This is a genomic window from Pseudomonas sp. D1-36, assembly GCF_051132205.1.
In the GTDB taxonomy this organism is placed as follows: domain Bacteria; phylum Pseudomonadota; class Gammaproteobacteria; order Pseudomonadales; family Pseudomonadaceae; genus Aquipseudomonas.
This window is the reverse complement of sequence record NZ_CP071674.1, coordinates 1,585,528-1,611,266: the sequence shown is the minus strand read 5'-3', so window position 1 is coordinate 1,611,266 and position 25,739 is coordinate 1,585,528. Positions and strand designations below refer to the sequence as shown.

General features: G+C 60.3%; 29 protein-coding genes. 23 read left to right on the top strand and 6 right to left on the bottom strand.

Annotation, left to right across the window (positions count from 1 at the left end; genetic code table 11):
• Positions 1–15: 15 nt before the first annotated feature.
• A complete protein-coding gene (locus J3P76_RS07290) occupies positions 16–813 on the top strand; it encodes a hypothetical protein (RefSeq protein ID WP_420766963.1) in 798 nt (265 codons plus the stop codon).
• Between the two features lie 85 nt (positions 814–898).
• Here J3P76_RS07290 and prmB read toward each other — a convergent pair whose 3' ends face one another.
• The gene (gene prmB, locus J3P76_RS07285) at positions 899–1,807 is read right to left on the bottom strand and encodes a 50S ribosomal protein L3 N(5)-glutamine methyltransferase (protein WP_420766964.1); all 909 of its coding nucleotides are present in this window, start codon (positions 1,805–1,807) and stop codon (positions 899–901) included.
• A 253-nt stretch (positions 1,808–2,060) separates the two neighbouring features.
• Here prmB and J3P76_RS07280 point away from each other — a divergent pair, with 253 nt between their 5' ends.
• From J3P76_RS07280 to J3P76_RS07260, 5 genes are all read left to right on the top strand, one after another.
• The gene (locus J3P76_RS07280; RefSeq protein ID WP_420766965.1) at positions 2,061–2,651 is read left to right on the top strand and encodes a cysteine hydrolase family protein; all 591 of its coding nucleotides are present in this window, start codon (positions 2,061–2,063) and stop codon (positions 2,649–2,651) included.
• Between the two features lie 130 nt (positions 2,652–2,781).
• Positions 2,782–3,102 (top strand): hypothetical protein, encoded by a 321-nt coding sequence (locus J3P76_RS07275; protein ID WP_420766966.1) that lies wholly within the window; start codon positions 2,782–2,784, stop codon positions 3,100–3,102.
• Positions 3,103–3,176: 74 nt separating this feature from the next.
• A complete protein-coding gene (locus J3P76_RS07270; protein WP_045156639.1) occupies positions 3,177–3,734 on the top strand; it encodes a Smr/MutS family protein in 558 nt (185 codons plus the stop codon).
• 78 nt (positions 3,735–3,812) lie between these two features.
• A complete protein-coding gene (gene folE, locus J3P76_RS07265; protein WP_030142335.1) occupies positions 3,813–4,358 on the top strand; it encodes a GTP cyclohydrolase I FolE in 546 nt (181 codons plus the stop codon).
• A 103-nt stretch (positions 4,359–4,461) separates the two neighbouring features.
• Complete coding sequence (locus tag J3P76_RS07260; RefSeq protein WP_434560111.1) at positions 4,462–4,833, top strand: glutathione S-transferase N-terminal domain-containing protein; 372 nt, start codon at positions 4,462–4,464, stop codon at positions 4,831–4,833.
• A 144-nt stretch (positions 4,834–4,977) separates the two neighbouring features.
• Here J3P76_RS07260 and J3P76_RS07255 read toward each other — a convergent pair whose 3' ends face one another.
• Complete coding sequence (locus J3P76_RS07255; protein WP_434607207.1) at positions 4,978–6,144, bottom strand: PLP-dependent aminotransferase family protein; 1,167 nt, start codon at positions 6,142–6,144, stop codon at positions 4,978–4,980.
• A gap of 81 nt (positions 6,145–6,225) precedes the next feature.
• On the opposite strand from J3P76_RS07255, the gene J3P76_RS07250 reads away from it, so the two are divergent.
• The 3 genes from J3P76_RS07250 to J3P76_RS07240 all read left to right on the top strand — a co-directional run bounded on the left by J3P76_RS07250 (position 6,226) and on the right by J3P76_RS07240 (position 9,035).
• A complete protein-coding gene (locus J3P76_RS07250) occupies positions 6,226–6,663 on the top strand; it encodes a MarR family winged helix-turn-helix transcriptional regulator (protein WP_420766969.1) in 438 nt (145 codons plus the stop codon).
• Positions 6,664–6,995: 332 nt separating this feature from the next.
• Entirely contained in the window at positions 6,996–8,345 is a 1,350-nt protein-coding gene (locus tag J3P76_RS07245) for an NCS2 family permease (RefSeq protein ID WP_434560115.1), read from the top strand.
• Positions 8,346–8,408: 63 nt separating this feature from the next.
• Positions 8,409–9,035, top strand: a complete 627-nt coding sequence (locus tag J3P76_RS07240; RefSeq protein ID WP_420766971.1) for a LysE family translocator — start codon at positions 8,409–8,411, stop codon at positions 9,033–9,035.
• A gap of 185 nt (positions 9,036–9,220) precedes the next feature.
• On the opposite strand, the gene uraH is transcribed toward J3P76_RS07240, so the two are convergent.
• A complete protein-coding gene (gene uraH / locus J3P76_RS07235; RefSeq protein WP_420766972.1) occupies positions 9,221–9,574 on the bottom strand; it encodes a hydroxyisourate hydrolase in 354 nt (117 codons plus the stop codon).
• 412 nt (positions 9,575–9,986) lie between these two features.
• Between uraH and puuE the strand changes: the two genes are divergently transcribed.
• The 6 genes from puuE (at position 9,987) to J3P76_RS07205 (ending at position 15,627) form a co-directional block, all read left to right on the top strand.
• Positions 9,987–10,913 carry an allantoinase PuuE gene (gene puuE / locus J3P76_RS07230; protein WP_420766973.1) on the top strand — a complete coding sequence of 309 codons (927 nt, stop codon included), beginning with the start codon at positions 9,987–9,989 and terminating at the stop codon, positions 10,911–10,913.
• The gene (gene uraD, locus J3P76_RS07225) at positions 10,910–11,425 is read left to right on the top strand and encodes a 2-oxo-4-hydroxy-4-carboxy-5-ureidoimidazoline decarboxylase (RefSeq protein ID WP_420766974.1); all 516 of its coding nucleotides are present in this window, start codon (positions 10,910–10,912) and stop codon (positions 11,423–11,425) included. Before puuE ends, uraD begins: the two co-directional genes overlap by 4 nt.
• Positions 11,426–11,491: 66 nt before the next feature.
• Entirely contained in the window at positions 11,492–12,487 is a 996-nt protein-coding gene (gene alc / locus J3P76_RS07220) for an allantoicase (protein ID WP_434648628.1), read from the top strand.
• A gap of 120 nt (positions 12,488–12,607) precedes the next feature.
• On the top strand, positions 12,608–13,111 hold the full coding sequence (locus J3P76_RS07215; RefSeq protein ID WP_025214983.1) for an ureidoglycolate lyase: 504 nt from the start codon (positions 12,608–12,610) through the stop codon (positions 13,109–13,111).
• 51 nt (positions 13,112–13,162) lie between these two features.
• Positions 13,163–14,458: a urate hydroxylase PuuD gene (locus J3P76_RS07210; RefSeq protein ID WP_434607215.1), complete on the top strand. Its 1,296-nt coding sequence runs from the start codon at positions 13,163–13,165 to the stop codon at positions 14,456–14,458.
• Between the two features lie 383 nt (positions 14,459–14,841).
• On the top strand, positions 14,842–15,627 hold the full coding sequence (locus J3P76_RS07205; RefSeq protein ID WP_434560121.1) for an outer membrane protein OmpK: 786 nt from the start codon (positions 14,842–14,844) through the stop codon (positions 15,625–15,627).
• Between the two features lie 105 nt (positions 15,628–15,732).
• On the opposite strand, the gene J3P76_RS07200 is transcribed toward J3P76_RS07205, so the two are convergent.
• Both J3P76_RS07200 and J3P76_RS07195 read right to left on the bottom strand, forming a co-directional pair.
• The gene (locus J3P76_RS07200; RefSeq protein ID WP_420766978.1) at positions 15,733–16,893 is read right to left on the bottom strand and encodes a patatin-like phospholipase family protein; all 1,161 of its coding nucleotides are present in this window, start codon (positions 16,891–16,893) and stop codon (positions 15,733–15,735) included.
• A gap of 35 nt (positions 16,894–16,928) precedes the next feature.
• Entirely contained in the window at positions 16,929–17,861 is a 933-nt protein-coding gene (locus J3P76_RS07195; RefSeq protein ID WP_434607218.1) for a lipid A biosynthesis lauroyl acyltransferase, read from the bottom strand.
• Positions 17,862–17,979: 118 nt separating this feature from the next.
• On the opposite strand from J3P76_RS07195, the gene minC reads away from it, so the two are divergent.
• The 7 genes from minC to J3P76_RS07160 all read left to right on the top strand — a co-directional run bounded on the left by minC (position 17,980) and on the right by J3P76_RS07160 (position 23,455).
• Positions 17,980–18,714 (top strand): septum site-determining protein MinC, encoded by a 735-nt coding sequence (minC, locus tag J3P76_RS07190; RefSeq protein ID WP_420766980.1) that lies wholly within the window; start codon positions 17,980–17,982, stop codon positions 18,712–18,714.
• A gap of 200 nt (positions 18,715–18,914) precedes the next feature.
• Complete coding sequence (minD, locus tag J3P76_RS07185; RefSeq protein ID WP_025214989.1) at positions 18,915–19,727, top strand: septum site-determining protein MinD; 813 nt, start codon at positions 18,915–18,917, stop codon at positions 19,725–19,727.
• Positions 19,727–19,981 (top strand): cell division topological specificity factor MinE, encoded by a 255-nt coding sequence (minE, locus tag J3P76_RS07180; RefSeq protein WP_039594520.1) that lies wholly within the window; start codon positions 19,727–19,729, stop codon positions 19,979–19,981. Before minD ends, minE begins: the two co-directional genes overlap by 1 nt.
• Before the next feature lie 99 nt (positions 19,982–20,080).
• A complete protein-coding gene (locus tag J3P76_RS07175) occupies positions 20,081–20,716 on the top strand; it encodes an RluA family pseudouridine synthase (protein WP_420766981.1) in 636 nt (211 codons plus the stop codon).
• Positions 20,717–20,852: 136 nt separating this feature from the next.
• On the top strand, positions 20,853–21,695 hold the full coding sequence (locus tag J3P76_RS07170) for a lipopolysaccharide kinase InaA family protein (protein ID WP_434607221.1): 843 nt from the start codon (positions 20,853–20,855) through the stop codon (positions 21,693–21,695).
• An 81-nt stretch (positions 21,696–21,776) separates the two neighbouring features.
• Positions 21,777–23,066, top strand: a complete 1,290-nt coding sequence (locus J3P76_RS07165; RefSeq protein ID WP_420766983.1) for a M18 family aminopeptidase — start codon at positions 21,777–21,779, stop codon at positions 23,064–23,066.
• Positions 23,067–23,272: 206 nt separating this feature from the next.
• The gene (locus J3P76_RS07160; protein WP_420766984.1) at positions 23,273–23,455 is read left to right on the top strand and encodes a hypothetical protein; all 183 of its coding nucleotides are present in this window, start codon (positions 23,273–23,275) and stop codon (positions 23,453–23,455) included.
• 7 nt (positions 23,456–23,462) lie between these two features.
• Here J3P76_RS07160 and J3P76_RS07155 read toward each other — a convergent pair whose 3' ends face one another.
• On the bottom strand, positions 23,463–24,188 hold the full coding sequence (locus J3P76_RS07155) for a UTRA domain-containing protein (protein ID WP_420766985.1): 726 nt from the start codon (positions 24,186–24,188) through the stop codon (positions 23,463–23,465).
• Between the two features lie 349 nt (positions 24,189–24,537).
• Between J3P76_RS07155 and J3P76_RS07150 the strand changes: the two genes are divergently transcribed.
• A complete protein-coding gene (locus tag J3P76_RS07150) occupies positions 24,538–25,605 on the top strand; it encodes an ABC transporter substrate-binding protein (protein WP_434607223.1) in 1,068 nt (355 codons plus the stop codon).
• Positions 25,606–25,739: the final 134 nt, after the last annotated feature.

The following is a 25,739-nucleotide window of genomic DNA, read 5'->3' as shown; positions in this document are numbered from 1 at the left end:
AGGATTTTTGCCGTTATGACTGAGACTCAGACTTCTCCCGACATCGCCGCCGAAGCGGCCGCGCCAGCAGGCCCATCGGCGCCCGAGCTGCCTTGGACGGACGTTGAGGCCGAACATCACAAGATGCTTCGGCTGGCCCCGCTCAAGACCGATCGCGCCACCGGTGCGCGGCCGCTGCGGTTTGTCGAGTTCAGCTATGCCGAGCGCCATAGCAAGGAACGCAGCTTGCTGCGCATGAGCATTCAGTTGCCCGGCCAGCGAGTGCGCAAGGAACAGAATCACCTCGACGTGTGGGCCGACCACGTCGAGAAACGCCTGTTCTTCTCGCCCGACAGCTTGCAAGTCGAGCCCTTGAACCGGGGCATTGGCCGCTTCCTCGCCGCCCAGGGCATCACTTGGGCCAAGAAGCGTTGGTCGACCTATCGGGTTGACGGCACTGACCTGAACAATAAGGACGCGCTGAACGAAGACACCCGCTTGCGTCGTGATCACTTCCTCAAAGCCCACGGCTTCGAAGTGGTCTACGCCGATGCCCAACACCTCAAGGGCAGCGTCAAGCAAGCCCAGGTTGGCGAGCTGCTGGGCGACTGGAACACCGAGAAGCTGCAGTTCGTCGAGATTCTCGAAGCCGCGCAGATGTTGCAACAGGCCGAGCAGAATCTGGCGGAGCAGGAAGTCAAGCTGCAGAAGCAGGAAGAGAAGGTCAATAAGTTCAAGCGTGAAGACACGGGCCTGCGCTTCACCATCACCTGCCTGGTGGCGTTTGCGATGTTCCAGGCCGGGTTGCTGATCTGGATTGCTACACGGCATTGATGGCTGCTCAGAAGTGTCTGACGCAACTCCCGTGGCGAGAGGATTTATCCCCTCGCCACGAATGGGGTCGCCCACACAGCCAGCGTCAAACCCGCGAAGCGAACAACGCCTGGTGCTCACGGCATTGCTCGGCGCTGAGCATGAACACGCCGTGCCCACCGCGCTCGAACTCCAGCCAGGCGAAGTCGACTTCTGGATAAAGCGCCTCGACATGAACCTGGCTGTTGCCCACTTCGACGATCAACAATCCTTTGTCCGTCAGATGATCGGCCGCCTCGGCGAGCATCCGGCGTACCAGGTTCAAACCGTCGTCGCCACAGGCCAGGCCCAGCTCAGGCTCGTGCTGGTATTCCTGAGGCATGTCGGCGAAATCTTCCGCGTCGACGTAGGGCGGGTTCGACACGATCAGGTCGAAACGTTGCCCAGGAAGCCCATCGAAACCATCGCCCTGGACGGTAAACACCCGTTCGTCCACACCGTGGCGCTCGATGTTCTGGTTGGCGACTTCCAGCGCTTCGAACGACAGGTCGGCCAACACCACCTCGGCCTCGGGGAACTCATAGGCGCAGGCAATCCCGATGCAACCGGAGCCGGTACACAAGTCGAGGATTCGCGCGGGCTCCTGGCCCAGCCAAGGCTCGAAGCGTTTTTCGATCAACTCGCCAATGGGCGAACGAGGAATCAGCACGCGTTCGTCGACGATGAACGACATGCCGCAGAACCAGGCCTCGCCCAACAGGTAAGCGGCCGGAATGCGCTCAGCGATACGTCGGCGCAGCAGACGCTGCACATGCACCAACTCCTCGTCTTCTAGACGGCAGTCCAGGTAGCTGTCGGCAATTTCCCAAGGCAGGTGCAACGCGCCCAGGACTAGCTGGCGCGCTTCGTCCCAGGCGTTGTCGGTGCCATGGCCAAAGAACAGATCCTCCCCATGGAAACGGCTGACGGCCCAACGGATATGGTCGCGCAGGGTACGAAGGCGGGAAGTGATCACGGCGGCAAACTCCAGGAAAATCGACGGGCGAGTCTACCAGCCAAACGCATGCCTACCCAAACGCGCTCCAAGGACGACAGTAAATATCGCTGCAATCGTAGGATCCTTCCGTTTTCCGTCAACCCTATTGAACAAGATGCCTGTCTTGACAAGGCTGTAGGCCAGCAACGACGGTGCTTGTGATGGAAGCGATTCACAGAACCGCTCCGCCAGAGGACAATGTCGCAAAAGCCCCACTCGAAGGAGCCCCAGAATGTCCGTTCCAAAAACGATGTTTCAACTCAGCGGCCGCGGTTACGCAGCGGCCAACCTGAGTCAAGCGACCCTGATCATCATCGATGCCCAGAAAGAATACCTCGCCGGCCCCCTCGCCCTGAGCGGCATGGATGCGGCGGTCGCGAACATCAAGCAATTGCTCGGCGCTGCCCGCGCCGCCGGCCGGCCGATCGTACATGTGCGCCACCTGGGCACCCATGGCGGGCTGTTCGATCCACAGGGCGAGCGCGGCGAATTCATTCCGGGCCTTGAACCCCAGGGCGACGAAACCGTGATCGAAAAACTGCTGCCGAGCGCTTTCCACGGCACTGACCTGAAGAAGCGCCTGGAAGACCTCGGTCCCCTGGACCTGATCGTCTGTGGTTTCATGAGCCACTCCAGCGTCAGCACCACGGTGCGGGCAGCCAAGAACCTGGGTTTTCGTTGCACCCTGGTCGAGGACGCCTGCGCCACTCGTGATCTGCCGCACAAGGGCGGCGTACTCAGCGCCGACCACGTGCACCAGACCGAAATGGCGATCATGGCAGACAACTTCGCCACACTGGCCTTGACCCACGATTTCACCTGATAGCGCTCGATGAGCGGCCTGCTGCGCCGCTCATCCGCAAAAGCCTCTCATTTGCTTCAATTACTGGAGTATCAGGAACAACCCGAACATCTTCCGGTCGAAGGGCCGATACCCATTGAGGAAGGTCGGAATGAAGATATCCGATGGTTTTGACGCACGTCGCTTGCGGCCCAAGGGCCCGAGCAACTGGCGATTTCGTATCGGCGCGGGGATCGCGGCCCTGCTGGCGACGCTCGGCGTGCTACTGGCGATGGCTGGCGCCGCAAGCCTACTCGGTCGCCCGCCCGCACTGGGCGAGCTGAACGCCACACCGCTGGGTTCGGCGGTCATCCTGGCAATCGGACTGCTGGTACTGCTGTTGGGCATCTGGCTCTGGCGGCGCTGCCGCCGTCGCGCCCGCCAATCCCTGGAGCTGGCCATGGCTCCGCATCTGATGAAAAAACACGACTGATCCGCCATCCGACGTTTTGTCGCGCCCTAATCCCCGGGAGTTGGGTAAACTGGCCGGCCTTCGCGGAGGCTGACATGCAAGACGACGACTTTTCCCTGTTCAAAAGTGCGATCCAGGGCGTAAAACCAATCAAACACGATCGCGCCGAAACGGGCAAACCCAAGGCCGATCGCGCACAAATCGCCAAGCTGCGCCAGGCCGCAACCGTGCGCACCGACGCGACAACCGTGGATGGCTTGTCCGATCAGTTCGTCATCGACGTCGGCCCCGAAGATGAATTGATGTGGGCGCGCGACGGCGTTCAGGAAAGCCAGATGCGCAAGCTGAAGGTAGGCCAGATCCCCTTCGAAGGCAGCCTCGACCTGCACGGCATGACCGTCGAAAAAGCCCGGGAGACCCTCTGGGCCTTCCTGGCCGAAGCCACCAGATTCGAAATCCGCTGCGTACGCGTCACCCACGGCAAAGCCGTGCGGCTGGACGGCAAGCGCCCCATGATCAAGAGCCACGTCAACACCTGGCTGCGCCAGCACCCACAAGTGCTCGGCTTCACCTCCTGCCAGGCGAAGCACGGCGGCGCCGGTGCGGTCTACGTGATGCTCAAGCGCACCATGATGGAAGGCCGCGACGAGTAACCGCTCGATTGCCGAGCTTGCAGCGCCGTGTCCGCCACCGTACCCTTGCCCTTTGCGTAAAATCCCACAGGTAGTTTCATGTCTCTGGAACAGAATTACACCGCGATTCTCGGCCAATTGGGCGAGGACGTTTCCCGCGAGGGCCTGCTCGACACGCCCAAGCGCGCTGCCAAGGCCATGCAGTACCTTTGCCGCGGTTATGAACAGACCCTGGAAGAAGTCACCAACGGTGCCTTGTTCAGCTCCGACAACAGCGAGATGGTGCTGGTCAAGGACATCGAGTTGTACTCGCTGTGCGAACACCATTTGCTTCCGTTTATCGGCAAGGCCCATGTGGCCTACATCCCGAGCGGCAAGGTATTGGGCCTGTCGAAGGTCGCGCGCATCGTCGATATGTACGCCCGTCGCCTGCAGATCCAGGAAAACCTCAGTCGCCAGATCGCCGATGCGGTCCAGCAGGTGACCGGTGCCCTGGGCGTGGCGGTGGTGATCGAGGCCAAGCACATGTGCATGATGATGCGCGGTGTGGAAAAGCAGAACTCGTCGATGATCACTTCAGTGATGCTGGGCGAATTCCGCGAAAATGCGGCGACCCGCATGGAATTCCTAAGCCTGATCAAATAAAAACGTCGCTCGAAGAAAACCGGCATTGATCGCCGGTTTTTTTTCGCCTGCGAAAAATCAGGTAAGCTGCGCGCCCTCTTCTTCCCTGCCGTGAGGCTATAACGTGATCGTCAAAGCGCTTCGAGTTGGCCTGGGCCAGCTCATCATCCTTATCGATTTCATCACCCGCCCCGGCAAGAAACAGCGCCCGGCCGACGCCCAGGCGCAAGTCGACCAGGCCGCTCGCAGCCTGACCCTGTATCAATTTCATGCCTGCCCCTTCTGCGTGAAGACTCGCAGGACCCTGCGTCGCCTGAACGTACCGGTGGCCTTGCGCGATGCCAAGAACAACGAGCAGGATCGCCAGACGCTGCTGGAACAGGGCGGCAGGATCAAGGTGCCGTGCCTGCGCATTGAAGAAAATGGCGAGACCACCTGGATGTATGAATCCAAGGTGATCATTGATTATCTGGATAAGCGGTTTTCGGCGGTCTGATTGTTTTGTAGTGAGCTTCAAGGCCTCATCGCGAGCAAGCTCGCTCTCACAGAAGGCTGGTGCTGATTACAAATCTGCAATCATGCACGGTCCCCTGTGGGAACGAGCTTGCTCGCGATGGGGTCGGCCCATCCACTGGATATCTCAGGCTGCCCTGGCCGCCAACGCCCCCCGTACCACCCCCGCCAACCGCTTCAACCCTTCATCCAGTCGCGCCGGATCGATGTGGCTGAAGTTCAAGCGCAAGTGGCCAGGATGCTTGTCTGGCTCAGGGAAAAACGGTTCCCCTGGCATGAACGCCACGTCAGCCGCCAGCGCTGCGGCGAGCAAGGTGCGGGTGTCCAGCGGTTGCTTGAGCGTCAGCCAGAAAAATAGCCCACCCTGGGGCGTGTTCCAATCGGCGATGTCGGCAAAATGCCTTTGCAATGCAGCCTCGAAGCGGTCGCGCCGATCCCGATAGAAATCTCTCAACTCCTGCATATGGCGGCGATATTGCTCGGTGCCAATCCACTGCAGCGCCTGCCATTGGCCGATGCGATTGGTGTGCAGGTCCGCCGACTGCTTGAGCCGCAGCAGGTGCGGGAACAGGTCCGGACTGGCGATCAGGTAACCCACGCGCAGCCCCGGCAGCAGGGTTTTCGACACGGTGCCGGTGTAGATCCAGCTGGCCGTTTTCAAGCGACTGGCGATTGGCGTGGCGCTGCCACCGTCGAAGGTCAGTTCGCGATAGGGTTCGTCTTCGACCAGGGTCACGCCGAATTCATCCAGCAGCGCCGCCACGGCATCGCGCTTGGCCTCGCTGTAGCGTACCGCCGATGGATTCTGGAACGTCGGGATCAGGTAGATGAACGCCGGGCGATGCCGCTCCAGGCGCGCCCGCAGTTGTTCCAGGTCCGGGCCATCCGCCTCAAGGGGGACGGTGATGCAGTCGGCGCCGAACAGTTGGAAGATCTGCAAGGCCGCCAGGTAGGTAGGTGCCTCGAGCATCACCTCGGTGCCGACGTCGATGTACAACTTCGCCGTCAGGTCGAGGGTTTGCTGGGAACCGCTGACCACCAAAACCTGGCTCGCCTCACAAGCCAGCCCTAACGACCGCGCCTGCGCCGCCAACGCTTCGCGCAGGGCCGGCTCACCTTCGCTCATGCCGTATTGCCCCATGGACAACGGCATCGCCGCCCACTCCACTTTTGGCAACATGGCTTCGGCCGGCAGGCCACCGGCGAACGACATCACTTCCGGGCGCTGCGCCGCGGCGAGGATTTCGCGGATAAGAGAACTTTTGAGGCGCGAGACACGTTCGGAAAAAGCCATGGGGTCACCTGTAGCGAAGCGTTGGAAATATAAGTCAAACTGCTTGACTGAAATTACCCCGCTCTTTCTGGAAACGTCAATATGCTTGACCTTAAAAACCCCACCTCCCAGCAAATGGCCATGGAAGCATTCTTCTTTGGTTACCAGGCTTTCACCGCCAAGGCCGATGAAATGCTCGAACGCCGGGGCTTGAGCCGAGTGCATCAGCGCATCGTCTTTTTCATCGCCCGTTACCCATCCTTGAGCGTCAAGGAGTTGCTGGCGCTGCTGGGCGTGACCAAACAGGCATTGAACATGCCATTGCGGCAATTGATGGAAATGCATCTGGTCAACAGCGTCGCGTCCGAGGCCGACAAGCGCAAACGATTGTTGGAGCTGACCGCCGAGGGCCAGCGATTCGAACAGGCGCTGCGCCGCGAACAAGTGAAATTGCTGGAGCGGGTGTTTGCCGAGGCCGGGGAAGCGGCGGTGGATGGCTGGCTGGCGGTGAACCTGGCCTTGGGTAAATCTGGCGAGTGAAAGCGTCTGGTCCAACGCTATCGCGAGCAAACTCGCTCCCACAGCGTTCAGCGGTGATCACAAATCTCGCATTCATCACAGCCCACTGTGTGAGCGAGCTCACTCGCGATAGCGTCCGCAGAAGGGATATATCCCTATCGCTCGAAATTTCGTCAACAAAACAGAAAACATTATTTGCTTTATTTGTATACAAAAGCATAATTCGCTTCGTGCGAGTTCCTGACCAACAAGTCAACTACTACGCCAGCCTTACCTGCCTCAATGCCTCGCCGCCACCCTCAGGGGGCGTGCGGTGCCGGAAATAACAATAAAACTCTTGAGGAGTACTCGCTGTGGAAAGCCGCAAACCCGAAGCCCAGACCTTGGATCTTTCGCCGCCATCACGCAGTGGCTGGCTGGAGCGCATCTTCAAACTCAGCTTGCATGGCACCACGGTGAAGACCGAGTTGATTGCCGGTGTGACGACTTTCATCACCATGGCCTACATCATTTTCGTCAACCCCAACATCATGGCCGACGCGGGCATCGATCATGGCGCCGCGTTCGTCGCCACCTGCATTGCCGCCGCCCTGGGTTGCCTGCTGATGGGCCTCTACGCGAACTGGCCGGTGGGCCTCGCGCCGGGCATGGGATTAAACGCCTTTTTCACTTACACCGTGGTCGGCACCATGGGCTACAACTGGGAAACCGCCTTGGGCGCGGTGTTTATTTCCGGCGTGCTGTTCATGTTCCTGACCTTGTCACGGGTGCGTGAATGGCTGCTCAACAGTATCCCGGTGAGCCTGCGCTACGCGATGGGCGCGGGGGTCGGGCTGTTTCTCGGGCTGATCGGCCTGAAAACCGCCGGCATCATCGTCGACAGCCCCGCCACGCTGATCAAGCTGGGCTCGCTGCATGAACCGGGACCGCTGCTGGCTGCCGTATGCTTCCTGATGATTGCCGTGCTGAGCTACCACCGCGTGTTCGGCGCGATCCTCATCAGCATCATCGCCGTGACCCTGGCCGGTTGGGGCCTGGGGCTGGTGCAATACAACGGCGTGATGTCCACGCCGCCCAGCCTGGCACCGACCTGGATGGCCATGGACGTGGCCGGTGTATTCAACGTCAGCATGATCAGCGTGGTGCTGGCTTTCCTGTTCGTACATATGTTCGATACCGCCGGGACGCTGATGGGCGTGGCCCAGCGCGCCGGCCTGGTGAAACCGGATGGCAAGATCGAAAACCTGTCCAAGGCGTTGAAGGCGGACAGCGCCTCCAGCGTGTTCGGCGCCATGGTCGGCGTGCCGCCCGTGACCAGCTACGTGGAAAGCGCCGCCGGAGTCGCGGCCGGTGGCCGCACGGGCCTTACCGCAGTCACGGTCGGTGTGCTGTTCATCGCCGCCATGTTCTTCGCGCCGCTGGCCGGGATGATCCCTGCTTATGCGACAGCCGGCGCCCTGATCTATGTCGCCATGCTGATGATGGGTGGCATGGCCCATATCGAATGGGACGAAGCGACCGACAGCATTCCAGCGATCGTCACCGCCATCATGATGCCTCTGACGTTCTCGGTCGCCGATGGCATCGCGCTCGGCTTCATCACTTACGTCGTGCTCAAGGCTGGCACCGGTAAACACAAGGAAATATCCGTCAGTCTCTGGGTGCTTTGTGCGATCTTTATCGCCAAGTTCATCTTCTTGTAAGCGGCACGAGCCTTACCCGCCTCACCCTGTCGGGTGGGGCTTTTGTACGTCAGGAGCAAAGCAATGAATCTGGAAACCTGGTTGTTGTTCAGTGGTGCCGCGTTGGTGGTAATCCTTATCCCCGGCCCGTTATCGTTACTGATGATCAGCAACAGCCTGAACTACGGCTTGCGCCGATCCTACCCGGCTTTCCTTGGTGGAGTGGTGGCATCGATCTGCTTGTTGAGTGCGTCGGCGCTGGGGCTCGGTGCCCTGTTGCTGGCGTCGGAGCAGTTGTTCAGCGCCTTGAAAATCGTCGGCGCGCTGTACCTGTTCTACCTCGCCTGGCAGAGCTGGCAGCAATCGCGCCAGCCTTCCCAGGGTGCCGAGGTACCGCAAGCCGCCCCCATTCCGCGTTTCCGCGCGCTGTTCGGCCGTGCGTTCGTACTCGGCGCGAGCAACCCGAAGGACATCCTTTTCTTCGCGGCATTCCTGCCGCAATTCCTGAGTGCCGAGCAGCCGTTCTTGCCGCAACTGCTGGTGATGATCGCCACTTGGACCGTGCTCGACCTGCTCTGCAAGCTGGCGTATGGCCTCGGTGCCCATGGCGCTGCCCGCTATCTGCGCACGGGCAAGGGCCAGAGCTGGTTCAACCGGGTCAGCGCCGGGTTGTTCAGCGGGGCCGGGGCGGCCTCCTTGCTGAGCCGCTGAGAAAAAAATCTTCGCGAGCAGGCTCGCTCCCACAGTTGAAACGCATTCGATTGTGGAAGCGAGCTTGCTCGCGATAAGGCCCTCGCCTATTTGATAGGCGAAAAAAAGCCCGCAGTGTGAGCGGGCTAAAAACCAAAGAAGCTCTATGCGCAGTCGCTTCCAGGGCAAGGCAGCTGCTTGGGGGCTCAGCTGCCTCGATAGGTTGAATAGGCGTAGGGCGAAATCAGCAACGGCACATGGTAATGCTCCTGCTCTTGCGAAATGCCAAAGCGCAGCACCACCACATCCAGGAAGGCCGGCTCGGACAGTTGCACGCCACGGGCGCGGTAGTAATCGCCGGCGTGGAATTGGATCTGGTAGACCCCGCTGCGGTAGTCGTCTCCTTGCAGCAGTGGTGCGTCACAACGGCCATCGCTGTTGGTCACTGCACTGGCAACCCGTTGCAGTTCTGAACCTTCGACGCGATACAGTTCGATCTTGATCGCGCTGCCTGGACAGCCGTGTGCGGCATCTAAAACGTGTGTAGTCAGACGTCCCATCGATTGTGCGTGCCCGGATGCGGAACAGCCAGGCACGGCGCCTCCTGAATCAGTTGAAAGACAAGCCGCACCATTTCGAAGCACGAAAGATCACGGCAGTGAGCGAATTAAGACACTTTAAAGCTGAATTGTACACAATAAAAAACAGATATCTGCTTCACTTCGCCAACCACGGCAATCGTCATTTGTTTTTACCCCAACCCCAGGCATATAAGGGCTTATGCAACATTAGCTGACTGGGTAGGCAAGTTTCTTGCAGCACCGATACGGCAACGTTGGCGGTAAAAAATGCAAAAAACAGGCTTACAAGTCGAAGACAAAGTTGTATACAATCAGTCCATCGTCGTGACGCCAGCCCGATATCCATCGCCAGGGCGCCACCTACATGGTTCGAACAAGAAGGAAGACTGCAGTGAGCGCTGACTACCCACGCGACCTGATCGGTTACGGCAGTAACCCTCCCCATCCCCAATGGCCGGGCAATGCCCGCATCGCCCTCTCCTTCGTACTCAACTATGAGGAAGGTGGCGAGCGCAACGTGTTGCATGGCGACAAGGAGTCCGAAGCGTTCCTTTCGGAGATGGTCGCGGCGCAACCGCTGCAGGGCGAGCGCAACATGAGCATGGAGTCGCTGTACGAGTATGGCAGCCGCGCAGGGGTCTGGCGGATCCTCAAGCTGTTCAAGGAGTTCGATATACCACTGACCATCTTCGCCGTGGCCATGGCTGCCCAGCGTCATCCGGACGTGATTCGCGCGATGGTCGCCGCCGGCCACGAAATCTGCAGCCATGGCTATCGCTGGATCGATTACCAATATATGGACGAGGCCCAGGAACGCGAGCACATGCTCGAAGCGATCCGCATCCTCACCGAAATCACTGGCGAGCGTCCGCTGGGCTGGTACACCGGCCGCACCGGCCCGAACACCCGCCGGCTAGTGATGGAAGAAGGCGGCTTCCTCTACGACAGCGACACCTACGACGACGACCTGCCCTACTGGGAGCCAAACAACCCCACCGGCAAGGCGCACCTGGTCATCCCTTACACCCTGGACACCAATGACATGCGCTTCACCCAAGTGCAGGGTTTCAACAAGGGCGACGATTTCTTCCAGTACCTCAAGGACGCTTTCGACGTGTTGTATGCCGAAGGCGCCGAAGCGCCGAAGATGCTTTCCATCGGCCTGCATTGCCGCCTGATCGGCCGCCCCGCGCGCCTGGCCTCCCTCAAGCGTTTCCTCGAATACGTCAAGGGTCATGAGCAGGTGTGGTTCAGTCGCCGCGTCGACATCGCTCGCCATTGGCAGCAGACCCATCCGTATCAGGGAGCGTCCAAATGACCGCTTTCCAAACCCTCAAGCCTTCCACCTTGAGCCGCGAAGCGTTCGTCAAAGCCTTCGCTGACATTTACGAACATTCGCCATGGGTGGCCGAAAAGGCCTTCGACCTGGGCCAGGACCCTTCGATCGACGAGATCGAAACCCTGCACCAGCGCATGAGCGACATCCTGTTGAGTGCCGATCACGCCAGCCAACTGGCCCTGATCAACGCTCACCCGGACCTGGCCGGCAAAGCCGCCGTCCAGGGACAACTGACCGAAGCCAGCACCAACGAACAGGCTGGCGCCGGTATCCACCAATGCACGGCCGAAGAGTTCCAGCGCTTCACCGAGCTGAACGAGGCCTATAAAGCCAAGTTCAAGTTTCCCTTCATCATGGCGGTAAAAGGCAGCAACCGGCACCAGATCCTCGCCGCGTTCGAGACGCGCATCCACCACTCGGCAGACGCCGAATTCAAATGCGCGCTGGCAGAGATCAACAAGATCGCGTTGTTCCGATTACTGACCCTTTAGCGAGCGGCTCCTGAAGACAGGTCCTGCAAGCATCCCCAGCCAACTTATCAAAGGCAGACAAGAAGAATGAAAGCTTACGCCGTACCGTTCGAAAAGTTCGTCAACCTGGCCGACGCCCGTCTGGGCACCAAGATCATCTCGGTCACCGACGACTGGTTCGCCGACGCCAACCGCCTGTTCCAGCCGACCCCGGCCGTGTGGAAGGAGGGCGTGTTCGATGACAACGGCAAGTGGATGGATGGCTGGGAGTCGCGCCGCAAGCGCTTCGAAGGCTACGACAGCGCGGTGATCCGCCTGGGCGTGCCGGGCTCGATCAAGGGCGTGGACATCGACACTTCATTCTTCACCGGCAACTACCCGCCATCGGCTTCCCTGGAAGCCTGCTTCCTGGCCGAAGGCGAGCCGGACGAAACCACCCAGTGGACTGAAGTGCTGTCGGCCGTCGAGCTGCAAGGCAACAGCCACCACTACCACGAAATCAGCAACGAGCAAGCATTCAGCCATCTGCGCTTCAACATTTATCCGGATGGCGGCGTGGCTCGCCTGCGGGTCTATGGTGTTCCGTATCGCGACTGGTCCGCCGTGGGCGACAACGAACAGATCGACCTGGCCGCCGCCCTCAATGGCGGGCGCGCCCTGGCCTGCTCCGACGAGCACTTCGGCCGCATGAGCAACATTCTCAACCCTGGCCGCGGCATCAACATGGGCGATGGCTGGGAAACCGCCCGTCGTCGCACGCCTGGCAATGACTGGGTAATCGTCGCCCTGGGCCATGCCGGTATCGTTGAACAAGTCGTCGTCGACACCCTGCACTTCAAGGGCAATTACCCGGACAGCTGCTCGATCCAGGGCGCATTCGTCAAAGGTGGCACCGACAGCCAGATCGAAACCCAATCGCTGTTCTGGCGCGAGCTGCTGCCGAGCCAGAAGCTGGAAATGCACGCCGAACACACCTTCGCCGAACAGATCAAGGCGCTGGGGCCAATCACCCATATCCGCCTGAACGTGTTCCCGGATGGTGGCGTGAGTCGCCTGCGGGTGCTTGGCAAGGTCGCTAAATAGCGGTGAAGCCAATCGCGAGCAGGGCTCGCTCCCACAGGGTAGGCGGTCAAATGTGGGAGCGAGCCTGCTCGCGATAGCAATAGAACAGACAACAATGAATTCAAGGTAAAGAAGACCAGCATGCGCACTCTCAAGATCGAACCATTGACCAAAGAAGCCTTCGCCCCGTTCGGTGACGTGATCGAAACCGACGGCAGCGATCACTTCATGATCAACAACGGTTCGACCATGCGCTTTCATCGCCTGGCGACGGTAGAAACCGCCACGCCGGACGACAAGGCGATCATCAGCATCTTCCGCGCCGACGCGCTGGAGATGCCACTGACCGTGCGCATGCTGGAGCGCCATCCGCTGGGCAGCCAGGCCTTCATTCCGCTGCTCGGCAACCCCTTTCTGATCGTGGTCGCGCCACTTGGCGATGCACCTGTATCAGGCTTGGTCCGCGCCTTCGTCACCAACGGCAGGCAGGGCATCAATTACCATCGCGGCGTCTGGCACCACCCGGTGCTGACGATCGAAAAGCGGGATGACTTCCTGGTGGTTGATCGCAGTGGCACAGGCAACAACTGCGATGAGCATTTTTTCAAAGAGGATGAGTTTTTGATCCTCGCCCCCCACCAATAAGAGAAGGTCCGATCACGCGAAAACAAGCGTGACGGGCGAGAGGTAAAGACTGTGGAAGCACATATGCTGGAATGGCTGAACCTGAGCATTCGCTGGGTTCATATGATCACTGGCGTAGCCTGGATCGGCGCGTCGTTCTACTTCGTCTGGCTGGAAAACAACCTCAATCGCGTCAACCCCAAGAGCGGCCTGGCCGGCGACTTGTGGGCCATCCACGGTGGCGGTATCTATCACCTGGAAAAATACAAACTCGCACCACCGGCCATGCCGGACAACCTGCACTGGTTCAAGTGGGAAGCCTACTTCACCTGGATGTCGGGCATCGCACTGTTGTGCGTGGTGTTCTATTGGAACCCGACCGTCTACCTGCTGGCCCCCGGCAGCAGCCTGAGCGGCCCTGAAGGCGTCGCCCTGGGCCTCGGCTCGTTGTTGGTCGGCTGGTTCATCTATTCCTTTCTCTGCGATTCGGCCCTGGGCAAGCGCCCCGCCCTGCTCGGCCTGATTCTGTTCGTGCTGTTGATCGCCGCGGCCTATGGCTTCAGCAAGGTGTTCAGCGGTCGCGGCGCCTACCTGCATGTCGGTGCCGTCATCGGTACGATCATGGTCGGCAACGTGTTCCGCATCATCATGCCGGCCCAGCGTGCGCTGGTGGCGGCTATCGCCGAGAACCGCACCCCCGACCCGGCGCTGCCGGCCAAAGGCCTGTTGCGTTCGCGCCACAACAACTACTTCACCCTGCCGGTGCTGTTCATCATGATCAGCAACCACTTCCCAAGCACCTACGGCAGCCAATACAACTGGCTGATCCTGGCGGGTATCGCAGTGGCGGCGGTGTTGGTGCGGCATTACTTCAACACGCGTCATGACAGCAATCGGTTTGCCTGGACGTTGCCGGTGGGCGCCTTGGCGATGATCTGCCTGGCTTATGTCACAGGTCCCAAGCCGATGCCTGGCGCGCCGGAAGTCGCGAAGGTTCCCGGCGTGATCGAGTATCAGCCACTGCCGGAGACGGCGGTGGGCGGCGGCGCCAAACCCGCAGTACCAGCGCAGGCGCCCGCGCCTGCCCAGGCTGCCAATGCCCAGGGCCCGTCATTCGATAAAGTCCACAGCGTGATCCAGGAACGCTGCTCGGTCTGCCATTCGGCCAAGCCCACCAGCCCGCTGTTCAGCGCGGCGCCGGGCGGGGTGATGTTCGATACGCCACAGCAGATCCAGCAGGAAGCCGCGCGCATCCAGGCCCAGGCCGTGACCACCCAGATCATGCCACTGGGCAATATCACCCAGATGACCCAGCAGGAGCGCGATTTGATTGGCGCCTGGATCACCCAAGGTGCACGGACCAACTAGTCCACCCGAGCAAGCCTCGATCCACAGCAATACCGCTGACGGGCAGACCGGCACACGCCGGTCGCCCGTCAGCGGCCGCCTGCGCCTCAACAATAACAACAAGAGGAAAGCACCCCATGCACACTTTCCACACTCACGCCCCGCATCCGTTGCCCATGCGCTGTCGCAACGCACTTGAGCCCCTCCATGCAAGCCCGTATCCTGCGCGGCCGTTCGAATCCGGACGTCTCCAAATAACAATCGGATCCTGACCGACGCCGCTGTTTTCAGCTCTTGTCACAAACAAAAAGCTGACCGAACGGATGTTTATCCGTAGAAAAAGCGCCACACCAGAGCGCTGACGACAAGAAACGCGATACCACTTACCTTTGGGAGCAAACCGAATGAAACGCACGTGCACCAACCTGATCGTTGCGGGATCTTTGTTGGCAGGGGGACAGGCCGTGGCAGGCGACCTGCTCCAATGGCAGAGCAACAGCCTGAGCTACCTGTATGGCAAGGATTTCCAGATCAACCCACGCATCCAGCAGACCGTGACGTTCGAGCATGCCGATGCGTGGAAATACGGCGACAACTTTTTCTTCCTCGACCGGATCTTCTACAACGGCCAGGACGACAGCCAGTCCGGCCCGAATACCTATTACGGCGAGTTCAGCCCACGCTTGTCGTTCGGCAAGATTTTTGACCAGAAGCTCGAACTGGGTCCGATCAAGGACGTGCTGCTGGCGATGACCTATGAGTTTGGCGAAGGCGACAACGAGTCTTACCTGATCGGCCCGGGTTTCGACCTGGCCATTCCCGGTTTCGATTATTTCCAGCTCAATTTCTACAACCGCCAGACCGAAGGCTCGCGTGCCGGCGACAACGTCTGGCAGATCACACCGGCCTGGGCCTACACCGTGCCCGTGGGGTCGTCCGATATCCTGATCGATGGTTTCATCGACTGGGTCGTGGACAACGACACCAACTCAAAGGGCACCTACCACGCCAACCTGCACATCGTCCCGCAGATCAAATATGACTTGGGCAAGGCCTTGAAACTGGGCGCCAAGCAACTGTATGTCGGTGTGGAATACGACTACTGGAAAAACAAATACGCGATCGAAGACAGCGGTAGTTTCAAGACCAACCAGAGCAATACCAGTTTCTTGCTGAAGTACCATTTCTGATCGACCAAGGCTCGCTGCCACAGTGATTCCCGGAGCGGAAACCCGCTCAGCATCCACAGGGAATTCCTTGTGGGAGCGAGCCTGCTCGCGATGGCGTCAGACCCGCTACTCCTGAGCCAAGCCCAGGAACCGGCTCAACGCCTCACGCTGCGCCAACGCATCCTGGCGCCCCAGCTCGATCAGCTCGCCGCAGTACCCCGCCTCGAACAGCAGATAGCTCAACACCCCAGCCCCGCTGGTCTTGGTCGCGCCCGGCCCGCGCAGGAACACCCGCAACGCGCGGGGCAGTTCCTGGCGATGACGGGCGGCGATCTCGTCGATCGGTTGGCTTGGCGAAATCACCAACACCTCCACCGGTGCCGCACCGAGGGTATGGGCAGGCACGCCCTCGGGCAGGAGGTGACTGAACTGGTTGAGGCGCCCAAGCAACTCGATGTCGCTTTCCAGGCTGTCGATGAACGTGCTGTTGAGCATGTGTCCGCCGATCTGCGCCAGGGTGGGTTGCTGGCCGGTGTAGCTGCGCTCCTGGGGCGTTTGCCCACCCGCGCCGCGGGGGTTGCCACTGACGCCGATGACCAACACACGATTGGCTCCCAGGTGCAGGGCTGGACTGATCGGCGCCGATTGGCGCACCGCGCCGTCGCCGAAGTACTGGGGGCCGATCTTGACCGGTGCGAACAGCAAGGGGATCGCGGAACTGGCCAGCAGATGCTCCACCGACAACTGCGTCGGGACACCGATGCGCCGGTGCCGCAACCAGGCATCTATAGTGCCGCGACCTTGATAGAACGTCACCGCCTGTCCGGACTCGTAGCCGAACGCGGTCACCGCCACCGCTCGCAGCTGGTGCTCGGCGATCGCCTGCTCGATACCCGACGCATGGAATTGTGCCCGGAGCAATTCGCGCAACGGTGAACTGTCGACCAGCGCCACCGGCAACTTGGCCCCCAGGCCCAACAGGCTGTGCGTTATGAAACGCGTCGCCTGGACGAGCACGCCACGCCAATCGCTGCGCATCACCTGGTGGCTGCGCACCGCTTGCCAGAACGCCGTCAGCCGCTCGATGGCGCTTTTGAAATCCATCGCACCGCTTGCCAGGCTGACCGCGTTGATCGCGCCAGCCGACGTGCCGACGATCACCGGGAACGGGTTGTCTGCGCCGTCTGGCAATAACTCGGCGATGGCCGCCAATACGCCCACCTGATATGCCGCTCGAGCCCCGCCGCCGGAAAGAATCAAACCTGTTACCGGTTCAGCTGGGGTCATCGCGATGCTCCGTGCTCAGTCAATTAGGCTACATTTCAACCGCGTTTTTCGTACAACTTCGGCTCACCCGGCGGACGGGTCTTGAAGCGCCGATGGGCCCAGAGATATTGCCCGGGGCATTGGCTGACCGATTTTTCTACCCACTGGTTGATGCGAATGCAATCGGCTTCCTCGGTCTGACCCGGAAAATCCTCCAGCGGCGCCTGGATCACCAGACGATAGCCGCTGCCATCAGCCAGGCGCTCCTGGACGAACGGCACGACCAGTGCCTTGCCCAAGCGCGCAAATTTGCTGGTGGCGGTGACCGTCGCCGCCTGGATGCCGAACAATGGCACGAATACACTTTGCTTGGCGCCGTAGTCCTGGTCCGGTGCATACCAGATCGCCCGGCCCGCGCGCAGCAACTTGAGCATGCCGCGCACATCATCGCGTTCCACCGCGAGGGAATCGAGGTTGTGCCGTTCGCGACCGCGGCGCTGGATATAGTCGAACAACGGGTTCTTGTGCTCGCGGTACATGCCATCGATGGTGTGCTGTTGGCCCAACAACGCCGCGCCGATTTCCAGCGTGGTGAAATGCAGCGCCATCAGGATCACACCCCGGCCCTCGCGCTGGGCCTGCTTGAGATGCTCCAGCCCTTCGACATGGGCCAGCTTCGCCAGGCGCGAACGCGACCACCACCAGCTCATGGCCATTTCGAAGAACGCGATGCCGGTGGAGGCGAAGTTTTCCTTGAGCAAGCGCTTGCGCTCAGCGGCGGACTTCTCGGGAAAACACAGTTCCAGGTTGCGACTGGCGATGCGCCGCCGGTCGCCGGCCACCCGGTACATCAGCGCGCCCAGCGCCCGGCCGATCCGCAGCAGCAACGGATACGGCAACTGAACGATCAGCCACAACAGCCCCAGGCCGCACCACAGCAGCCAGAAACGCGGATGAAAAAATGCAGCTCGAAGACGCGGGCGATCCATTACAGCTTCCACAAAGACTTGGGCCGCGCATTCTACATTGTTCGACCCGGGTTGCGGCTGACGGGCGATCTCGTTATAAGTCTCGGCACTTTTAGTGACAAGTCGTTGTACGCCGACCATGAGCCAAACCGAACCGCTAGACCAAGATCCCGTGTTCCAGCTGAAGGGCAGCATGCTCGCCATTACGGTGCTGGAACTGGCCCGTAACGACCTGGAAGGTCTTGACCGGCAGTTGGCGGCGAAAGTCGCCCAGGCCCCGAATTTTTTCAGCAATGCCCCCCTGGTACTGGCACTGGACAAGCTGCCTGCCGGCGAAGGTTCAGTGGACTTGCCTGGCCTGATGCGCGTCTGCCGCCAACACGGCCTGCGCACGCTGGCGATCCGCGCCAGCCGCATCGAAGACATCGCCGCCGCCATCGCCATTGACATCCCGGTGCTACCGCCTTCCGGTGCTCGTGAGCGGGTGCTGGAACTGAGCCCGGCCGAACCGAAGAAACCCGAGAAACCAGCAGAGCCCACCGTCAAGCCAACCCGTGTGATCACCACGCCGGTACGCGGCGGACAGCAGATTTATGCCCAGGGTGGCGATCTGGTCGTCGTGTCCTCGGTCAGTCCGGGCGCGGAACTTCTGGCCGATGGCAACATCCATGTATACGGCCCGATGCGCGGCCGTGCGCTGGCCGGTGTCAAGGGCGACACCAAGGCAAGGATCTTCTGTCAGCAGTTGAGCGCCGAACTGGTCTCCATCGCCGGGCATTACAAGGTTTCCGAGGATTTGCGTCGCGACCCGTTGTGGGGGGCTGGCGTCCAGGTCAGCCTGTCGGGCGACGTGTTGAACATCATTCGGCTTTAACGGATACTGCCGCATTTTCCAAGCATCTCTAAAACGTAGCGAAAACAGCTTAACGACGTAGGAAAAAGGATCAGGCAGTGTTTACCAGAAGTAGACCCGGCCCAATGTCCTATTCCAGCCAAGCCTGTGCAGTTGCAGCAGTTTTCCAGAGATGTTTTTCAGGGGCTGACAAAGTCCTTTTTCCTTAGGGGTGAAACACCTTGGCCAAGATTCTCGTGGTTACATCCGGCAAGGGTGGTGTGGGTAAGACCACCACCAGCGCCGCTATCGGTACCGGCCTCGCCTTGCGCGGCCACAAAACAGTCATCGTCGACTTCGACGTCGGCCTGCGTAACCTCGACCTGATCATGGGTTGCGAGCGTCGCGTGGTCTATGACTTCGTCAACGTGGTCAATGGCGAAGCGAACCTGCAACAAGCCCTGATCAAGGACAAGCGCCTTGAGAACCTGTACGTGCTGGCCGCCAGCCAGACCCGCGACAAAGACGCGCTGACCCAGGAAGGCGTGGAAAAGGTGCTGATGCAGCTCAAGGAAGACTTCGAATTCGTGGTCTGCGACTCCCCGGCCGGTATCGAAAAAGGTGCCCACCTGGCCATGTACTTCGCTGACGAAGCGATCGTCGTGACCAACCCGGAAGTGTCGTCGGTGCGTGACTCCGACCGCATGCTGGGCCTTCTGGCGAGCAAGTCCCGTCGCGCCGAGCAGGGCGAAGAGCCGATCAAGGAACACTTGCTTCTGACCCGCTACAACCCTCAGCGCGTCAGCGACGGCGAAATGCTCGGCGTCGAGGACGTCAAGGAAATCCTGGCGGTCACCCTGCTGGGCGTGATTCCAGAATCCCAAGCGGTACTCAAGGCCTCGAACTCCGGCGTGCCGGTCATTCTTGACGACCAGAGCGACGCTGGCCAGGCGTACAGCGATGCAGTCGATCGTCTACTGGGCAAAACCGTCGAACATCGATTCCTCGACGTCACGAAGAAAGGTTTCTTCGAGCGCCTGTTTGGAGGTAGGTAATGAACCTTTTTGACTTCTTTCGTGCCAACAAAAAGCCAAGTACCGCCTCGGTCGCGAAAGAGCGTCTACAGATCATCGTGGCGCACGAACGCGGCCAGCGCAGCACCCCTGATTACCTGCCGGCCTTGCAGAAGGAACTGGTGGAAGTGATCCGCAAGTACGTCAACATCGGCAACGATGACGTGCATGTGGCGCTCGAAAGCCAGGGCAGCTGCTCGATTCTGGAACTCAATATCACCCTGCCGGATCGCTGATCGACCCTGCGGGAGCCACGGCGGCTCGGGCCCTCTCCTCTCCCCCTGGGATTGGAGAAGGGCCCGAGCCGCCGTTGCCGTTTGTTACGAGACTGTTTAATGCCCCTGTCCAACATCCGCATCCTCCACCAGGACGCCGCCGTACTCGTGGTCGACAAGCCGACCCTGCTCCTGTCCGTGCCTGGCCGGGCGGACGACAATAAAGATTGCCTGATCACTCGCCTGCAGGAAAACGGCTATCCGGAAGCGCGAATCGTGCACCGGCTCGACTGGGAAACCTCCGGCATCATCCTGCTAGCCCGCGATCCGGATACCCATCGCGAACTGTCCCGCCAGTTTCATGACCGCGAAACCGAAAAAGCCTACACCGCGTTGTGCTGGGGCCAGCCCGAGCTGGACAGTGGCAGCATCGATCTGCCCTTGCGCTACGACCCACCGACCAAGCCCCGTCACGTCGTGGACCATGAGCACGGCAAGCATGCCCTGACGTTCTGGCGTGTACTCGAACGTTGCGGCGACTGGTGTCGGGTCGAACTGACGCCTATCACCGGACGCTCACATCAGTTGCGCGTGCACATGCTGTCCATCGGTCATCCGTTGCTGGGCGACGGACTCTATGCCCATCCGCAGGCATTGGCGGCCTGGCCGCGCCTGTGCCTGCACGCCAGCATGCTCAGCTTTACCCATCCGCAAAGCGGCGAGCGCTTGCGTTTCGAGTGCCCGGCACCGTTCTGAACAAGGGATCAAACGAAGTCGAGCCTTCTGGCGATACGCGCCAGAGGCCTCGACCGGGACACCGTGTGTAGGAAAAGTCTTCACATTCAATGGAATATGCTTAAGATGGTGGCATTTAGCCAAGGCCAGGACGCCCGTGCCAGATTCTCCACCGCTTCAGCAGGACTACCGTTATACCTTCCGCTTCTTGAATACGGATTTACATCTACGGGACGAACCTTGTCATCGCACCGAGCAAGCGCTGCGCCAGCTCATCATCAATCGCCGCAAGCGCGCGGTGACCAGGGCGACGGCAATCATTGCGGGCAGCAAACAGGCTTTGTTTGCCAAGGTCCAGCGCCTGGGCAGTTGGCGAAGCAAAGTACGCGTCACATTGGGCACCCCCCAGCGCAACGGGCGCTTTGACTGGCCACTGGAAGAGCTGCAGAACACGCTGCTGGCCCAGCATCGCGGCGTCCGGATGCCGACGCTCCAGGGGTTTGGCTACACCAGGAGTGGATTAGGCCTGGCCCAGGATTACTTCCTGATCACCGAGTTGCTGGAGGATTACACCGACGGCGCAAAATGGCTGGCGGAACATCCCGGACAAATTGAAACATTCACCCACAAAGCCTTCGAACTGCTGGATTCCCTGACAAGCAGGAACATAAGCCACATGGATTTCTGGGCTGGCAATCTCATGCACCCGGCTGATCCACAACGTCCGCTGATGGCGATCGATTTCGAGAACTGTTTTTCCCGGCCGACGCCGTTTCACAGCGAAACACTCGGCTTCCAGCTCGGGTTCCTGTACCACCGTGAAATCTACCGGTACATCACCGAAGCACGGTACGACAGCCTGGTCGAGGAATACCTCGATCGCAAGCCAACGGTCTCGATGGAAAACTTCAACAAGGTGTATCAGGTCAGCAAGCACTGCCACCTGGGCCGCAAGGAGCGCCGAGAAGTGTTCCTGCAAGGCCGGCTCCTGCTTGACTGAGCCATTCGGGGCGCGGCATTGGCCCTGCTATGTCGCTGCCCGATGGGGTAAACTTGCGCCCATTGCTGTCTGGAGTTATTTATGCGCGCAGAGTTGAACCAGGGCCTGATCGACTTCCTCAAGGCCTCCCCCACCCCGTTCCATGCTACCGCCAGCCTTGCCCAGCGCCTGGAGGCGGCGGGTTACCAGCGTCTCGATGAGCGCGAAACCTGGGCCACCGAGGCCAACGGCCGCTATTACGTCACGCGCAACGATTCCTCGATCATCGCTTTCAAACTGGGCCGCAACTCTGCGCTACACGACGGCATCCGCCTGGTCGGCGCCCACACCGACAGCCCTTGCCTGCGGGTCAAGCCCCAGCCGGAACTGCAACGCCAGGGATTCTGGCAACTGGGCGTGGAAGTGTACGGCGGCGCACTGCTGGCGCCGTGGTTCGACCGCGACTTGTCGCTGGCCGGCCGCGTGACCTTCCGCCGTGACGGCAAGGTCGAGAGTCAGCTGATCGATTTCAAGGCGCCGATCGCCACGATTCCAAACCTGGCCATTCATCTCAACCGTGAAGCCAACCAAGGCTGGGCGATCAATCCGCAGAACGAGCTGCCGCCGATCCTCGCCCAGTTTGCTGGCGACGAACGCGTCGACTTCCGCGCCGTGCTCACTGACCAGTTGGCCCGGGAACACGGCTTGAACGCCGACGTGGTGCTCGATTACGAGCTGAGCTTCTATGACACCCAAAGCGCAGCGGTCATCGGTTTGCATGGTGATTTCATCACCGGCGCGCGACTGGACAACCTGCTCTCCTGCTATGCCGGCCTGCAAGCCTTGCTGACCGCCGACACCGAAGAAACCTGCGTGCTGGTGTGCAACGACCACGAAGAGGTCGGTTCTACTTCGGCGTGTGGCGCGGACGGCCCGATGCTCGAACAGACCCTGCGCCGTCTGCTGCCCGACGGTGAAGATTTCGTACGCACCATTCAGAAATCCCTGCTGGTCTCCGCAGACAACGCCCACGGCGTACACCCCAACTATGCCGACAAGCACGACGCCAATCATGGCCCCAAGCTCAACGCCGGCCCGGTGATCAAGGTCAACACCAACCAGCGCTACGCCACCAACAGCGAAACCGCCGGCTTCTTCCGCCACCTGTGCATGGCCGAAGAAGTACCGGTGCAGAGTTTCGTGGTGCGCAGCGACATGGGTTGCGGCTCGACCATCGGCCCGATCACCGCCAGTCAACTGGGTGTGCGCACCGTGGACATTGGCCTGCCGACCTTTGCCATGCATTCGATCCGCGAACTGTGCGGTAGCCAAGACCTGGCGCACCTGGTGAAAGTGCTGAGCGCGTTCTACGCTTCTCGCGAGTTGCCATAAAGCCTTCGTGGCGAGGGAGCTTGCTCCCGCTGGGTGGCGCAGCCACCCCAAACCGGTTTTGCCAGTGCTGCGCACTGGAGCGGGAGCAAGCTCCCTCGCCACAAGGGTATCCAGCGAAAAGGTCTGGATAACTCATGACACACCTCACCACACCCCAAGCAAACCCGAACTAGACTGACCTTATCCCTCCCGACAAGGCCGTCGCAATGATCTCCATGTCCTCGTTCAACGCCATGCTCGTGCCCATCATCGCCGGCATGATCCTGCTGGCCATTGGCTTCAACTTCCGAGACAAAAATGTCGGGGTGTTCGCCATGTGGATCGGCATGTTGCTGATCCTTATCACAGTGCTGTTCAGGATTATGGCGAAGCTCAACGAGTCCTCCTGAATACGCCTCAGGCGGGTTGTTCCGGCACGTCCACGCCAACGTGGATCGCGTCGTGCCGCCAGAATTCCAAGTCACAATCGATCAGCCGTTGGTGCTGGTCATAGTTGACCCGAGCAATCCGCAGCCCGGGGCTGCCGACCGACACTTTCAGCGCCGCCGCGGCCTCGGGTTGCAGCGAGGTAGGCACGATGTCGAATTTCACCCGTCCGTAATGCAAGTCGTAATGGCGGGCGTACAGCTCGGTCATGGACTGGTTGAGATCGAACGCGAGAATGTCCGGAAAGTACGACGGGTTCAGATAATGCTCCACATAAAGCACCAGTCTTTCATCGATACGCCGGGTGCGACAGATCTGGATGACGCTGGACAGCGCCGGCAGTTGAAGCCAGGCGCAGATTGCCGCCGAGGCGGGTTGCAAGCGGGCCGATATGACTTCGGTGCGCGGCACCCGGCCTTGAGCGGCAACCATCGCGTGGAAATGGCTGCGCTGCATCAGGTTGTAGGCCAGCCGCGGTGGCGAAACGAACCAGCCCCGACGTTCCTCGCGGTAAATCTGCCCTTGGGCTTCCAACTGCAACAATGCCTCGCGCACGGTAATCCGAGTGGTGCCGAACAGTTCGCTGAGTTTGCGCTCGGCTGGCAATTTGTTGCCGGCCGCCAGCAAGCCGTGGTCGATCTGCTCTTGCAGGACTTGTCCGATGGATGTCACCGCTTTGGTTGCCTCAACGCGCATCAACGTTACCTATCTGGACTAGACCAGCACTGTTTCGGGGCGGGATCTTTGCCGCTTCGATCCGTATCGCATGCCTGCAAGCCTAGGCGCTGAGCATGACTGAGAGATGACACAACCGCTGAACGGTCTATTTGCTGGCTTGCAATTAAACGGCCAAGTCCTTGCAGATCAGTTGTTTACTCATGGTCTACGCTTATGACGCAGCGACCCTCCGTGAGCCCGACGATTGCTGGCGCGCTTGCAGTCGACATCAAAATGTCATGGGAGACACCTACATTGGCTCAGGTATTGCTGACCTAGACCAACACAACCGCAATCGCAGCGTTGAAAACGCCCATAGGAGCTTCGGATGAAACAGCTTTTCCTGGCATCAATGTTAGGCTCGACCATCGCCATGTGCACAGCCGCCATGGCCGCTGATACCGATCTGAAAACACTGGAAGCCGCTGCGAAAGCGGAAGGCGCCGTAAACAGCGTCGGCATGCCCGATGACTGGGCGAACTGGAAAGGCACCTGGGACGACCTGGCCAAGCTCTATGGCTTGAAGCACATCGACACCGACATGAGCTCCGCCCAGGAAATCGCCAAATTCGCGGCCGAGAAAGACAACGCCAGCGCCGACATCGGCGACGTCGGTGCCGCTTTCGGCCCGATTGCGGTCAAGCAGGGCGTGGTCCAGCCCTACAAGCCAAGCACCTGGGAACAGGTGCCGGACTGGGCCAAGGATAAGGACGGCAACTGGGCCCTGGCCTACACCGGCACCATCGCCTTCATCGTCAACAAGAAGCTGCTGCATGGCTCCGACGTCCCGACCAAATGGGCCGACCTGAAAACCGGTAAATACAAAGTCTCGATTGGTGACGTGAGCACCGCTGCCCAGGCGGCGAACGGTGTGCTGGCCGCGGCCCTGGCAAACGGTGGCGACGAGAAGAACATCAAGCCCGCGCTGTTGATGTTCGCCGAGATTGCCAAGCAAGGGCGCCTGTCCATGGCCAACCCGACCATTGCCACGATGGAAAAAGGTGAAGTCGAAGTCGGCGTGGTCTGGGATTTCAACGGCCTGAGCTACAAGGCCAAGATGGCCAACCCGGATGACTACGTCGTGTTGATCCCGTCCGACGGCTCGGTGATCTCCGGCTACACCACCATCATCAACAAATACGCCAAGCACCCGAACGCCGCCAAGCTGACCCGCGAATACATCTTCAGCGACGCCGGCCAGATCAACCTTGCCAAGGGTAACGCCCGCCCGATTCGCGCCGAGCACCTGAAACTGCCGGAAGAGGTCCAGGCAAAGCTGCTGCCGAACGAGCAGTACAAAGGCGTGACCCCGATCAAGGATGCGGATGCGTGGGAGAAGACCTCCAAGGCACTGCCGCAGCAGTGGAATGAAGAAGTCATCGTCGAGATGAAGTGAGGCGCTAGCTTCCACTCCCGGATCACCGCTGATCCATTGTGGGAGCGAGCTTGCTCGCGATGAGGGAGTATCAGTCGACATGAATATTGGCTGACACACCGCAATCGCGAGCAGGCTCGCTCCCACATTGGACG

Excerpts from the sequence above, each read along its gene's own strand:
- J3P76_RS07290 (WP_420766963.1), top strand. The coding sequence starts at position 16 with ATGACTGAGACTCAGACTTCTCCCGACATCGCCGCCGAAGCGGCCGCG.
- J3P76_RS07280 (WP_420766965.1), top strand. The coding sequence starts at position 2,061 with ATGTCCGTTCCAAAAACGATGTTTCAACTCAGCGGCCGCGGTTACGCA.
- J3P76_RS07275 (WP_420766966.1), top strand. The coding sequence starts at position 2,782 with ATGAAGATATCCGATGGTTTTGACGCACGTCGCTTGCGGCCCAAGGGC.
- J3P76_RS07270 (WP_045156639.1), top strand. The coding sequence starts at position 3,177 with ATGCAAGACGACGACTTTTCCCTGTTCAAAAGTGCGATCCAGGGCGTA.
- folE (WP_030142335.1), top strand. The coding sequence starts at position 3,813 with ATGTCTCTGGAACAGAATTACACCGCGATTCTCGGCCAATTGGGCGAG.
- J3P76_RS07255 (WP_434607207.1), bottom strand. The coding sequence starts at position 6,144 with ATGGCTTTTTCCGAACGTGTCTCGCGCCTCAAAAGTTCTCTTATCCGC.
- J3P76_RS07250 (WP_420766969.1), top strand. The coding sequence starts at position 6,226 with ATGCTTGACCTTAAAAACCCCACCTCCCAGCAAATGGCCATGGAAGCA.
- J3P76_RS07240 (WP_420766971.1), top strand. The coding sequence starts at position 8,409 with ATGAATCTGGAAACCTGGTTGTTGTTCAGTGGTGCCGCGTTGGTGGTA.
- uraH (WP_420766972.1), bottom strand. The coding sequence starts at position 9,574 with ATGGGACGTCTGACTACACACGTTTTAGATGCCGCACACGGCTGTCCA.
- uraD (WP_420766974.1), top strand. The coding sequence starts at position 10,910 with ATGACCGCTTTCCAAACCCTCAAGCCTTCCACCTTGAGCCGCGAAGCG.
- alc (WP_434648628.1), top strand. The coding sequence starts at position 11,492 with ATGAAAGCTTACGCCGTACCGTTCGAAAAGTTCGTCAACCTGGCCGAC.
- J3P76_RS07215 (WP_025214983.1), top strand. The coding sequence starts at position 12,608 with ATGCGCACTCTCAAGATCGAACCATTGACCAAAGAAGCCTTCGCCCCG.
- J3P76_RS07205 (WP_434560121.1), top strand. The coding sequence starts at position 14,842 with ATGAAACGCACGTGCACCAACCTGATCGTTGCGGGATCTTTGTTGGCA.
- J3P76_RS07200 (WP_420766978.1), bottom strand. The coding sequence starts at position 16,893 with ATGACCCCAGCTGAACCGGTAACAGGTTTGATTCTTTCCGGCGGCGGG.
- J3P76_RS07195 (WP_434607218.1), bottom strand. The coding sequence starts at position 17,861 with ATGGATCGCCCGCGTCTTCGAGCTGCATTTTTTCATCCGCGTTTCTGG.
- minC (WP_420766980.1), top strand. The coding sequence starts at position 17,980 with ATGAGCCAAACCGAACCGCTAGACCAAGATCCCGTGTTCCAGCTGAAG.
- minE (WP_039594520.1), top strand. The coding sequence starts at position 19,727 with ATGAACCTTTTTGACTTCTTTCGTGCCAACAAAAAGCCAAGTACCGCC.
- J3P76_RS07175 (WP_420766981.1), top strand. The coding sequence starts at position 20,081 with ATGCCCCTGTCCAACATCCGCATCCTCCACCAGGACGCCGCCGTACTC.
- J3P76_RS07165 (WP_420766983.1), top strand. The coding sequence starts at position 21,777 with ATGCGCGCAGAGTTGAACCAGGGCCTGATCGACTTCCTCAAGGCCTCC.
- J3P76_RS07160 (WP_420766984.1), top strand. The coding sequence starts at position 23,273 with ATGATCTCCATGTCCTCGTTCAACGCCATGCTCGTGCCCATCATCGCC.
- J3P76_RS07155 (WP_420766985.1), bottom strand. The coding sequence starts at position 24,188 with ATGCGCGTTGAGGCAACCAAAGCGGTGACATCCATCGGACAAGTCCTG.
- J3P76_RS07150 (WP_434607223.1), top strand. The coding sequence starts at position 24,538 with ATGAAACAGCTTTTCCTGGCATCAATGTTAGGCTCGACCATCGCCATG.